Origin of the sequence: Actinocrinis sp., from assembly GCF_035650855.1 — a bacterium.
GTDB lineage: Bacteria > Actinomycetota > Actinomycetes > Streptomycetales > Catenulisporaceae > Actinocrinis.
On record NZ_DASRGV010000239.1, the window covers coordinates 1 to 12,051 of the forward strand.

At 69.7% G+C, this 12,051-nt stretch carries 7 protein-coding genes and 2 pseudogenes; 4 read left to right on the top strand and 5 right to left on the bottom strand.

Annotation, left to right across the window (positions count from 1 at the left end; translation table 11 throughout):
* The 4 genes and pseudogenes from VFB40_RS28635 to VFB40_RS17535 form a co-directional block, all read right to left on the bottom strand.
* Positions 1-95 (bottom strand): annotated as a pseudogene (locus VFB40_RS28635) (transcriptional regulator); the annotation flags it as partial.
* Entirely contained in the window at positions 92-577 is a 486-nt protein-coding gene (locus VFB40_RS17525; RefSeq protein ID WP_324851946.1) for a hypothetical protein, read from the bottom strand. The pseudogene VFB40_RS28635 and the gene VFB40_RS17525, both read right to left, overlap by 4 nt.
* Positions 578-721: 144 nt before the next feature.
* Positions 722-1,906: a cytochrome P450 family protein gene (locus tag VFB40_RS17530; protein WP_324851948.1), complete on the bottom strand. Its 1,185-nt coding sequence runs from the start codon at positions 1,904-1,906 to the stop codon at positions 722-724.
* 201 nt (positions 1,907-2,107) lie between these two features.
* Positions 2,108-5,908, bottom strand: a complete 3,801-nt coding sequence (locus VFB40_RS17535) for an arabinofuranosidase catalytic domain-containing protein (protein WP_324851950.1) — start codon at positions 5,906-5,908, stop codon at positions 2,108-2,110.
* 574 nt (positions 5,909-6,482) lie between these two features.
* On the opposite strand from VFB40_RS17535, the gene VFB40_RS17540 reads away from it, so the two are divergent.
* Complete coding sequence (locus VFB40_RS17540; RefSeq protein ID WP_349261526.1) at positions 6,483-7,472, top strand: LacI family DNA-binding transcriptional regulator; 990 nt, start codon at positions 6,483-6,485, stop codon at positions 7,470-7,472.
* A gap of 224 nt (positions 7,473-7,696) precedes the next feature.
* Positions 7,697-8,182, top strand: a complete 486-nt coding sequence (locus VFB40_RS17545) for a hypothetical protein (protein ID WP_324851954.1) — start codon at positions 7,697-7,699, stop codon at positions 8,180-8,182.
* On the opposite strand, the gene VFB40_RS17550 is transcribed toward VFB40_RS17545, so the two are convergent.
* The gene (locus VFB40_RS17550) at positions 8,167-10,785 is read right to left on the bottom strand and encodes an ATP-binding protein (RefSeq protein ID WP_324851956.1); all 2,619 of its coding nucleotides are present in this window, start codon (positions 10,783-10,785) and stop codon (positions 8,167-8,169) included. The two genes, VFB40_RS17545 and VFB40_RS17550, sit on opposite strands and share 16 nt — an antisense overlap.
* A gap of 369 nt (positions 10,786-11,154) precedes the next feature.
* On the opposite strand from VFB40_RS17550, the gene VFB40_RS17555 reads away from it, so the two are divergent.
* Both VFB40_RS17555 and VFB40_RS17560 read left to right on the top strand, forming a co-directional pair.
* Positions 11,155-11,511, top strand: coding sequence for a hypothetical protein (locus tag VFB40_RS17555; RefSeq protein WP_324851958.1), 357 nt, complete (start codon positions 11,155-11,157; stop codon positions 11,509-11,511).
* An 84-nt stretch (positions 11,512-11,595) separates the two neighbouring features.
* A pseudogene (locus VFB40_RS17560) lies at positions 11,596-12,051 on the top strand (hypothetical protein); the annotation flags it as partial.

The following is a 12,051-nucleotide window of genomic DNA, read 5'->3' on the forward strand; positions in this document are numbered from 1 at the left end:
ACCGCGAAGTCCGCCCATCCGGTCGCGGCGAGGAAGGCGACCAGCGAGAGCCGGGTGGGCGCGTGGATCAGCTCGTCGAACTTCGGCGTGCTCATCCCCGGCTCCCGGACCGGCGCACCAGCATGGCCGCCTCCAGCCGCACGAGGATCGGCCCGACGAGCGCGAACACCACCCCGGCGACCGCGCCCGCGACCGTCCCCGGATGCGGCACCCCGGCCGCCTTCAGGCTGAGCCCGGTCGCGATGGCCGCGCCGATCAGGATCGCCAGAAAGGCCGCCAACCCGATCAGTGTCCTGCCGGAGGATCCGGGAGCCAGGCCGCGGCGCGGCGCGGCGGCGCGGGCCGCGCGGCGCACCGGCACGTCGATGGCGAACGAACAGGCCACGAACACCGCGGCGCCGATCCCCAGGACCACGCCGCGCCCGGACTCGGCGGCAGCCGAGAACGCGGTGAACAGGACGGCGTAAGCCCACCACCACCAGCCCGGGAAGACCCTGCGCCGGATCACCTGCTCGCGCCGCCGGTCGATCTCGCTCAGTGCGCGCGCGGCGTCCGCGGGCTCGATCTCGTCACTCATGTTCCCTCCCTGAAAGTACTTTCCTACTAGGAAAGTACAACGCGCCTTCCGCGGTGCGCAAGTGCTGGCTGGGCAGGGGGAGGCCGGCGGTCTACTCCTCGTCTGACGTACTACGGCGTCCTGTGTACTACAGCGTCCGGTGCGCTACGGCGTGACGGTGACGGGCAGAGCGGTCAGGGCGTGCTGGCGGTGGTCGCTCTTCCACGGCAGGTCCGCGTACGGGACGGCGAGCGTCAGGTCGGGCAGCCGGTGCAGCAGAGTCCACACCGCGATGCGCGCCTCCAGCCGGGCCAGCGGCGCCCCGAGGCAGTAGTGCGGGCCGTGGCCGAAGCTCAGGTGGCTGCTTCCTTCGGCGGCAGCGTCATGGTTCGCGGCGGCGACGGCGAGCAGCACGGTGTCGCCGGCCGGGATGACCGTGGCGCCGACCTTGATGTCTTCAGTCGGGAAGCGCCGCATAGCGGTGGCCGCGGGCTGGTCGCGGCGCAGGAATTGCTCGACGACGCGGTTCATCGGCTCCGTGTGCGGATCGGGTTCGGCGCGGATCGCGGCGGCCAACTGCGGCTCGGCGAGCGTGCGCGCCGCGGCGGCCGAGATCAGGTGGACGGAGTTCTCGTAGCCGGCGAACAGGACCAGGAAGGCGAGCGAGAGCAGTTCCTCCTCGGAGAGGCGATCCTGCCCGTCGCGGGCCGCGATCATCGCGGTGAGCAGGTCGTCCGTCGGTTCGGCTCGCTTGGCCGCGATGAGGTCAGTGAGCAGCGCGACGATCCGGCCGAGGGTCGCGGCCAGGTCGCCGGGGCCGTATTTGCCGGGAGCGAGGAGGACCTGGGTGCACTCGCGCAGCATCGAGCCCTGATCCGCCGGCACGCCGAGCAGGTCGCAGATCGTTGCGACCGGCAGCGGCGCGGCGTAGTCGGCCACAAGGTCGACGGCGCCGGTGGCCGGCAGTGTGTCGATCAGGGCATTGCTGGTTGCTTGGACGCGGTCACGCAGCTGGTCGATCCGGCGAGCGGTGAACGCGGCGGTCACCAGGCGGCGCAGCCGGGCGTGGTCCGCGCCGTCCAGGTTGAGCAGGTTGGCCTCGAGGGCGGGCGGCAGTCCGAAGCCCTGGTAGCCGCTGCGTGAGTTGCGCTTGTCCAACGCCAGCCGCGGCTCGGCCAGCAGCCGCTTGACGTCGTCGTATCGGCTGACGACCCACACGCGCGCGCCGTCTGGAAGCGTCGCGCAGTACACGCCGTCTGGTTGCGCGTGCAGGCGCTCGGCCACCGCGAACGGGCTGCCTGACAGCATGGAGATGAGGGCACGGGCGATGTCGGCGTCTTTGACAGTCACGGCGGCGCTGCCTTTCCCCGGGCGCCCCCTTGGCGCGGGCGCAAGGCTCTGATTATCTACGAGCTCCGGGGGTCGCCGACGCGATGGTGACGCGTCCGCCAATGAGGAAGCGCGCGATCGCCCTCGGCGCCGATACCGCAGCGCCGAGAGCGATCGCGAACTTGTGGACTTTTACTCAGGGTCCTTAATCGCTCGGGGCGCTTACTGGACCTGTGCCCACGGCTGGTCTACCAGCCAACTCGAGTCGGTCGCCCACGTGGTGGCGTCGTCCCACGGGTTGGTTCCGCCGTCGCTGGCGAGATAGACCGTGTTGTTGAAGGCGCGGATGTACTTGGTCGTGAAGTTCACCGACTGGAACGACGTGCCCTGACCGCTGTTGCCGGCCTGCGGGCAGAACGTCGCGTCCTGGGAGAACAGCGTGCTGCCATCGTTGGGTTGCAGGTGGAACTGGAAGTTCATGTGCCTCAGGTAGCTGCCCGGCTTGTTGACCGACTCGAACGAGACGCAGCTCGGGTTGGCCAGGCCGGCCGTTTCGACCCATGTCGCGTCGAGCTTGTCGGTCTGCGGGCTGCTCGCCGTGACCGGCGCGGTGACGACCAGGTCGTCGGTGTCATCGTGCTTGATGAAGTCCGACGTGCTGCCGGCGGCGGTCACCTGCACCGACACCAGCGGCCCCGGATCCAGCGCGAACTTGTTGTCCGCGCCCGGAGTGGCGTTCGCGACGATGAAGTCGTTGCAATTGCTGTCCGTGTCGGTGCCGTCGGGGAAGCGGCTCGCGCTCTTGCCCGCGCCGCTGCCCAATCCCGGAGTCGGCACCACGCAGCCGCTGCCGGTGCCGCCCTGGTAGCCCTCGGCGGCCCACGGGTCGACCAGCAGGCCGTAGTTCAGGCTGTCGGCGACGAGGCCGTGGCCGTCACGCAGCACCATGCTGCCGGCGCTGGTGGAGAGGGCGGGTCCGCCGAACCACTGGTCGGGCGCGGGTGAACCCTGATACCCCGCCGTCGTGACGCTGCTGTCGAACACCGGCGTGTCGATCGCGTGCCGGTGGGTCAACGGGTGGTCGAGCACGATCCCGGCGCCCAGTGCCTGCACCGGCTCATTGCTCGAGTGCGCGAAGCGCGTCGCCGGGGTGAAGCTGACGCCGGTCCCCCGGTCGCTGAACGGAAGGTTGGACGAGTGGTTCTTGGTCAGCGCGGCGGCCAGGGTGAGCCCGGTGCCGTTCGCGCCGGCAGTGCCGACGGAGGCGACGGTGATGTCCTCGGTGTTGGCGCCGATGTCCAGCCGGATGTGGTCCCCGGCCGAGATGTTGCCGACCGAGGAGACCTTGATGTCGGTCGAGCCCGCGGTCGCCGGCGCCGCGAGCCGCGCCTGGGCACCCGCGTCGCCGACCGCGGTGACGGTGGCCAGCTCTAGCCTCTTGCCGTAGCCGATGGCCACCTTCTGTCCTACGGCGAAGCCCGCGGTGCTCGTGACCGGGACGTTGGTCGAGCCGGCCGCAATCGTCAGCGGGCCGTCGGGCACCGGCTGCCACAGCGGGGTGCTGGGGCTGGCCGCCGTGCCGTGGCTGACGATGGTCGCGTTCTTGCCGTTGCCGGAGGAGTCGACCGCGGTGGCGCCGCCGCTCTCGTCGAACTTGTAGTCCGCGACGTTGCCGGCGCCGGCCTGGCCGCCGGCCAGTGCGGCGACCTCGTTCGCGGACAGCGCCCGGTTGTAGATGTTGAAGTCGTCGACCGTGGCGTTCAGCAGCGGGTCAGGCCACTGCGACTTGCCGATGTAGTTCTGGTTGGTGTTGCCCAGGCTGGAGGGGTGCAGCGTCATGTTCGGGTTGGTGGCCACCGGGCTGCCGTTGAGGTAGAGGGTGCCGGTGGTGCCCGAGAGCGTGACCGCGACGTGCGACCAGGTGTTCAGCGGCAGCAGGCCGCCGCCGGTGAGCTGCTGTTCCCCTCCGTTGCTGTTCGTCGTGATGGCGAAGCGCAGCCCGGCGCCGCCGCCGTCGACGGTGAGGAACATGTAGTTGCTCTCGCCCGTGCCGAAGTCGAAGATGCGCGACCAGGTCGGTTCGGCGGAGGGGTTGACCCAGGCCGACACGGTGAAGTCGGACAGGGTGCTGACGATGCCGGCGGGCAGGTTGACGTACTCGTCGGCGCCGTTCAGCTTCACCGCGTTCCCCAGCTTGCCGGCCACGCGCGGTCCGGAGGCGCCGACCGAGGGGATGTCGGCGATCTTCGCGGTCTGCGCCGCGCTGCCGGTGCCGACCGTCACGGTGTCGCCAACACTCATCCCGGTGGTGGTGCGGACGTTGAGGGTGGAGTCGCCCGGGTTGGCGGGGGCGGCGAGACCCGAGGCGGACAGGCCGAGCAGGTAGTGGCCGTGTGCCGCGATCTTCGTTCCCGGCGGGACTGTCACCGTCGAGAAGACCGCCTGTCCGGCCGCGTGTTCGGTCAGCGTCCAGTTCGAGACGTCAACCGGGTACGCGGCGGTGTTGGCGAGCTCGATGAAGGAGTCGGTCGAGTCCGCGGAGGTGCCGACGCGGAATTCGTTGATCTTGACTGGGCTGTCGTCGCGCACCTTCTCGGTCGTCGTGTCGACCTTCGGCTCGCCGCCGTTCTGGCTGAGCCACACCGCTCGGCCGCCGAGGTCGCCGTTGAAGGCCCACCGAGCCGAGGTGACGGTGAAGGTCGCGCTGACGCTCGCGCCGGGCGCGAGCGAGGAGAACGTGGTCTGGCCCTGCGGCTTCGAGCTCCAGCCGTCGGGCAGCGACAGGCTCAGCTTGACGCCGGCCACGGTCGCGCCGGTGGTGTTCGTGAACGTCTCGGTGACGCCTTGGCTCGTGCCCGGGGCGAAGGTCTGCAGGCCGGGCTGGGCGGCGGTCGCGGAGCTCGGCGCCAGGCTCAGCCGCTGCACGTCGTACTTGGCGGCCACGATGTTGGCCTGCACCTGCTGGTCCACGGCGTCCGTCGGGTAGCCGGCCGTCATCACGCCTTCGTAGAAGGTGCCCTGCGAACCGTTGCTGTTGTCGCCGCCGTTGCCGAGCACGATGGCGCCCTGTTTGCGCATCGGATCATAGGTTGGGCCGACGCGTGGCCCGTCGAACATGGTTGACAAGGCGCCTTGCTGTGCGTCGCCGCCGAGGCTGGCCCAGTGGTGGGGTTCGCCCTTGGCCACGGCGGTCTCGAACCGGGAGGCGACGCTGGGCAGCTGCGCGCAGAGCTTCGAGGTGCTGCCGGGGTTGACGCAGCCCACGAGGTTGTTCTCCTGGTCGGTCATGACCCACGGGCCGGGCGCGTTGCCGTGGTACCAGGCGGTGGCGTTGCCGAAGTAGCTCGTCTCCATGGTGCCGTCGCCGTCGTCGCGGCTGTCGATCTCGGCGTTGCCGTAGTCGAAGCAGCAGCCGCCGTTGAAGTGCTTGCCGTCGACGATCCAGTACATGCCTTCGGGCTGGTCGTCGGTCGCGATGCCGGTGGTGTCGTTATTACGCAGGCCCATTCCGGGCTCGATGAAGACGCCGTAGGCCTTGTGGCCGTTGATCGTGATCGGCGCCATGTCGGCGATCGGCAGGTTGTTGGCGCCGCCCATCGCAGGGCCGCTGAACGCTCCGCGCGGCGCCTGGGTGAGGTCGTTGTGCATCGGCGACTGGTCGTAGATGCGGGAGATCAGACACGTCGTGTCGGCGCAGAACTCGTCCTGCTCAGCCGCGTTGGCGTATCCGCCTCGGCCCACGACCCCGATGTTCTTGGTCCTGCCGTCGGACAGTCGCTTCACCTGGTAGAGCGGGCCGGAGTACGAGGCGTACAGGGCGCGGGTGGTGCTGTGGGCGGCGACGCAGGGAGTTCCGCCCGCTGCGTAGATGTCGCAGGGACCTTGCGCTTTCGCGGGAGAGGCCGGCGTGGCGGCCCGCGCCACGCCGCCCGTGGCAAGGCTCGCACCGCTAAGAGCCAGGACGATGGCCGCGGCGGCGGCCCCGCTCCTGCGTCTTATCCGTGGGAAGGACAATCCGATCACGACGATGAGCTCCTTTGTTCATCGGTCAGCCGAGGCGCGGCCGGATCGCCCGAGATCCAGACTGTTGCGATACCGGGGCACCCGGCGTCTGGCTGGAAATGTGAGCGCTAACTTTCCGGTCGGCGGCCACGCTTTGGCAGCGTTCCCGAGAAGTCTTCGAGTCCGAGCGACCGCAGCCTCGGCACATTCGGGTCGCGATATAGCGGCAGGCCATTGACATCCGGCGCATCGTGGGTGGCGCCCCACTCAGTCCGCCCTTTGTTACCGCTCACGACCTGCAATCCTCCGGCTCGTCATGAAAAACCGCAGGTGAAAGCGGTCTCATCGGGCAGTGGCAGAGTCTTGCCGTGAGAGAGTGTTCACGTTAACAACTGCGCAGTCAAGAGCGGAACAAGGATCCGGCGGATTCATCGTTCTTGCTGCGGCCAGTCATCACCGTGAGCGATAACATAGCTCTCTACGTCGTCCTCACCCGGCGGCCGGGCTGGGTCGAGAGAGGTGCGCGGTGGGCAAGGCTGAGGCCAAGGCCGGCGACCAGAACGGGAGGTCCCGCCTGCCCACGCGCGATCCGGCCATCACCGACGTGGCGCAATTGGCCGGTGTGTCCCACCAGACCGTCTCCCGCGTGCTCAATGATCATCCCCATGTGCGCCCGCAGACCCGGCTGCGCGTTCAGGCGGCGATGACCGAGCTGGGCTACCGGCCCAACCACACCGCGCGCGCTCTGGTCACCGGGCGTTCACAGGTGATCGGCGTGGTGGCCCAGAACACGACGCTGTTCGGTCCGGCGTCGCTGCTGGCGGCGTTCGAGCAGTCGGCGTCCGAGGCCGGGTTCGCGGTGGCGGTGGCGAGCGTTCGAGCCCTGGATCGCCGGTCGATCGCGGAGGCGGTCGACCGGCATCTGCGTCAGCGGGTGGCCGGCGTCGTCGTCATCGCGCCGGTGGCCTCGGCGGGTGAGGCGCTGGACCACATGCCGACCGACCTGCCGCTGGTGTGCATCGACGGCGATCCGCAACGCACCAACCCGCTGGTGACCGTCGATCAAAGCGCCGGAGCGAGCCTCGCGACGCAGCATCTGCTTGATGCCGGACACGCGACGGTATGGCACGTGAGCGGACCGGACGACTGGTTCGACAGCGTCGGCCGGATAGCGGGATGGCGCGCCGCCCTCGAGCGTGCGGGCATCGATCCGCCTCCCGTTCTGTCGGCTGATTGGAGCCCGGCGGCCGGATACCGCGTCGGTCAGCTGCTGGCACGGATGCCCGACGTCACCGCGGTGTTCGCGGCGAACGACCACCTGGCGCTCGGAATCCTCAAGGCGCTGCGCGAGTTCGGCCGCCTGGTGCCGCAGGAGGTGAGCATCGTCGGGTTCGACGACATCCCCGAGGCCGCCTACTTCGTCCCGCCGCTGACCACGATCCGCCCCGACTTCGACGCGGTGGCCCGCGCGGCGTTGAGCGTGTTGCTGCACCAGATCAGCTCCGGCGAGGTGTCCGGCGAGCGCGAAACGATCGCCCCGATCCTGGTCCCCCGCGACAGCGTCGCCGCGCCGCGCACAGCCTGACCTACGAGCCCTTAGACAGCGGACGCGGAGCTCCCCGCGACCGCGTCCGCCCCGCCCCGCCCCGTGTACGGATTCGTACGGGATACGTGCTGCCGTTCGGCGGACACAGCAGACTCCGAAGCGCGTCCTCCTCACGCCGATTGCGCCTATCGGCAGCGGACGCACTGTACGAGCTGTATGTCTCCTGATTCCGATACTGCGATTCACGTTAAAGGAGGGCAACGATGCGGAAGGCGCTGATCAGGCTGGTACTAGGACTGGCCATGGCGCTCACCCCGACCGTCGCGGCGGCCCAGGCCCACGCGGCGACGCGGCCGATGAGCTCGGGCTCGTGCGGCGGAGTCATCACCACCCGCTACGTCTACTTCCCGGACGTCAGCACCACGACCCCGGTCGCCTCACTCAAGCTGCTCAGCGGTGACTGCGCCTACCTCTTCATGTGGAGCTGGTTCACCGCCAGCCACTCCGGATGGACGGTCGGTCTGACCACCTGTCCGGGCGGTGACCCGGGCGCCTTCCCGGTGTATCCCGTGACGAACGGCGGCGGGGCGGTAGCGGACGGCTGCGCCAGGCCGTACGTCTGGACCAACACGAGCCAGCAGGAGTTCTACGGTCCCGCGGCGTTCTTCGGCTGCGACTACGCGTCACTGCAGCTGATCTACAACCGCGACAACGTCTCCACGACCACGGATGCCTACTGCTCGACCTGACCATTCGCCGTCGGCGCGGGGCCCTGCCCTCCAACGGCGGACGGGGCCCCGCCACCGCGTCCGAACTCTGACAGTGCTCTGGCAGACATGTGCGCCTCAACCCTCTTCACATCCGGTACGCCCATCCGAATGTACGAGTCCTGAGCCAGTCGAAGGTGGCTCACTCCCTCGGCTTCGCTTCCTACGGCGCACAACGCCAGCCCGAGGCCCTCGCGGGCTCGGGCGAGCCGGTAGGGGTCACGGACCTTGCGTGCGAGTTCGAGTGCCCGGCGGTGGTGGCGCAGCGCGGCTTCCGTGTCTCCGAGGGCTGCTGAAGCCTCGCCGAGTCCGGTGAGCGCCGCGGCTTGGGTGGCAGGCATGCCGACCTCGCCCGCCGTCTCAAGCGCCCGGCGCAGATAGTCCATCGCGCGCTCGACCTCGCCTTCCTGGAGGTGCAGATCGCCGAGAGCCAGCAGGCTGTCGCACAGGCTCGGCTGGGTGAGGTGCTCGCTGCGCATGTCGAGCGAGCGCAGCAGATCGGCCAGCGCCTCCTCGCCGCGCCCCTGGGAGAGCCGCACTCGGCCCCGCACCTCGAGGGCGTCGGCCTCGAAGGCGGGCACCGCGTGGACGCGGGCGAGCTCGAGTGCCCGATCCAGGTGCTCTGCGGCCGATGCGTAGTCTCCGGTGCGTTCGCCGACGATGCCGAGCCAGATCAGGGCTTGGGCTTGAGCGGCGGGATGGCCGTGGTCCTGGTGTACCGAGAGAGACTGGGTCAGGTATTCGCGTGCTGAGTCGTACCGGCCGAGTCCGAAGGTGACGATGCCCAGATTCCCGAGATCGTTGCCGACGCCGAGCATGCGGCCCAGCGACCGCCACAGGTCCAGTGCCTGTTCGAAGTAGGCGACCGCGCGCGGATACCTGCCCATCAGCACGTTGAGGTTCCCCAGCGCCTCCAGGATGGCGGCGAGATCGCCCGGATCCTCACTCAGCTCCCTGGCCTGCTCGTAGGCGGCCAGTCCTTCCCGTAGCTGGCCCAGGCGTTCGTAGGTCAGGCCGGTGAAGCGCAGCGCTCGGGTCAGGCCTCTGCGGTCTCCGCTCGCCCGCGTGGCCGTGACGGCGAGGGTGTGCAGGGTGAGCGCGTCGCGGTGGTGGCCGTGGTCGTGGAGGTAGCGCCACGTGATATGCGAGAGCTGACTTACGTGCTCGACGAGGTCGTGCGAAGCCGCCTGCGCGGCGGCGGCCAGCAGGTTGGGGCGCTCTGCCTGCAGCCAGCCGAGTGCCTCGGCCGGTGTGGCGAACTCGATCGCCTCGGTGCCCGGCTGCGTGACCTGGGGCCGCCTTTCTTTGGTCAACGGCTCGATCTCGTTCATGGCCGCCGAAGCCGCGTACCGGTAGTAGTCGAGCAGTCGAGTCAGTGCACTGAGGTTTTCGGCGGCGCTCCCGGCGGCGAGCTCCCTGGCGTAGGTTCGCAGCAGGTCGTGGAGTTCGTAGCGGCCCGGAGTCCGCTGCTGCAGCAGGTTTTCGTCCTGCAACTCCTCGAGCATCTGCTGCGCGGCGCTGACGGTCACCTCGGCCAGCGCGGCCGCGGCCGGCGCGGCGAAGTCGTCGCCAGGAAACAGGCCGAGCGCGCGGAAGAACCGCTGAAGCGGGTCCGCGAGCCCGTCCAGCGAGAGATCGAATACGGCGCGTAGGGAACGCCGGCCGATGCTCGCCGCTTCGAGCCCGCCCTCGCCGAGGCGTTCGGCGAGATCCGCCAGGCGCCACGCGGGCCGGGAGCGCAGCCGGGAAGCCGCCAGCGAGATCGCCAGCGGCAGGTGTCCGCAGGCTTCGAGGATCTGCTCGGCGGCGGCGGGCTCGGCCGCCACCCGCTCGGCTCCCGCGATGCGGGCCAGCAGCTCGAGGGCGTCGGCCCGGCTGAACACGTCCAGCGGGTGCAGGGAGGCGCCCTCCAGCCCGGCCAGGGTGCGCCGGCTGGTGATGAGCACCAGGCAGGTCGGGCTCGCCGGGATCAGGTCTCGTACTTGCCGGTCGTCCGCGGCGTTGTCCAGCAGGATCAGCGCGTCCCTGCCCTGCATCCGGTCGCGGAACATCGCCGCGCGCTCGTCCAGGCCGTCGGGGATCAGCTCGGCGCCCACTCCCAACTGCCGCAGAAACCCGTCCAGCACCGCCCCGGGATCGGCCGGCGGCATCTCGGGGTCGAAGCCGCGCAGGTTCACGAACAGCTGCACGTCCGCGTACCGCCCGGTGCGTACCAGCTCGTGCGCGGCGTGCACGGCCAGCTGGGTCTTGCCCACCCCGGCCATCCCCTCGATCGCCGAGACCACGACGGTGTGCGGTCCGGGGCCTTCGCCTGCCGCGATCGCGTCCATCAGCCGCGCGAGCTCCGGCGCCCGCCCGGTGAACGTGGCCAGGTCGGCCGGCAGCTGCCGGAACACACCCACCGGGCCGCCGGTCTTGGAATGGGCGTGCACGGCGATGCAGGCCGCCCGCCACCGGGCGACCGCCGGCTCGTCCAGTCCCAGGGCCCGGACGATCGCGACGACCAAGTCGATGTCCAGCCGTCGGCGTCCTGCCTTGAAGGCGTCGACCACCGTGGACGGCGAGACCGTCTGCGCGGGACGCATCAGGGGTCCGACTCGTTTGGCAAGGACCCGATATGAGGGTTGCCCGGCCCACGCGCGCAATTCCCCCAGCAGGGCGATGAACCCAGACATATCAGTAGCCTGATCCGGATTTGGAGCCGCGCCACCATACCCGCTCACCTGCGTACCTCCCCCGTCAACGGTCCGCGGTCGTGCCCACCGAAGAGTGTACGAGGCGCGTGCGTTGCATGGCGGGTCAATTCCGCGCGGCAGGCCGTCTCAGCACTCTGCCGCCCCTTGGCCGGACTGTGCGGGGCCGTACGGGATCGCACGGGATAGTGGCCCGCGGCACCGGCGGCTTGGAATCGTCATTCGTGTTCTGAGTTCCCCTGAAGCTGAAAGGCACTACGCGTGAATCTCACAGGCAAGCTCGTTCCGGCGGCGCTCACGGCCGGAGTCCTCGCGGCCGGCGTCGCGTTCGCCGCACCGGCCAGCGCCATCAGCAGGGTCACCTGCCCGACGCCGCCCACCTGGAGCCACGGGGTCGAGGTCTGGACGGACTACGGCTTCACCGCCTGCTACGCCGGCACGCCCGGCACCGCGACGCTCAACGTCAGCCGGGTGTACCTGGCCACGGCGGACTGGAACAACGCGGACGTCTACGACACCTACGGAGGAGACCTCTACCTTCCCGCCGGCACGAGCTTCAACTACGTCCAGCGGCTCGGCTACGAGGTCACGGTAGACGCAGTCGAGATCGACGGCTGATTCTCCCGCGCTGCCGGGCGCCGCGCTCCGCGGCGCCCGGCCCACCGGGGCAGACAGATACCTGTCGAGACGCAGGAGACGAGGATGTACAAGCCGACCTGGCGTTCCACAGTTCCGCTCACGATCGCATCCGCAGCCACGGCCGCCGCCGCGATCGTGCTTTCCGGATGTTCGAGCCAACAGCCCGCGCCGCCGCCTGCGCTGGGTCCGATCACCGCCGTGACCGGCCCGGAGCAGATCGCCCGTCCGATCGATCGGTACCTCCCTACGGCCGCTCAAGCGCGGGAGTTGACCGAGGCGGCGCAACTGGTGACTGCCCAGTGCATGAAGGGCTACGGCCTTCCGCCCGTCGCGGCGACCACCACCGACTTTGAGAACCTGGCGCTGCAGAACAAGGCGCGCAACGAACTGTTCGGCTTCTTCGACCCGGCCGTCACCGCCACCAAAGGCTACGACGTCTTCGTCTCCCGGCCCGGTGATCAAAGCCGGCCGTCCGCAGCGCAGATATCCGTGCTCAACGGGCAGAACGAGAACGGCTCG

Coding starts and splice junctions, on each gene's coding strand:
- VFB40_RS17525 (WP_324851946.1), bottom strand. CDS start 577: ATGAGTGACGAGATCGAGCCCGCGGACGCCGCGCGCGCACTGAGCGAG.
- VFB40_RS17545 (WP_324851954.1), top strand. CDS start 7,697: ATGCGGAAGGCGCTGATCAGGCTGGTACTAGGACTGGCCATGGCGCTC.
- VFB40_RS17550 (WP_324851956.1), bottom strand. CDS start 10,785: ATGCGTCCCGCGCAGACGGTCTCGCCGTCCACGGTGGTCGACGCCTTC.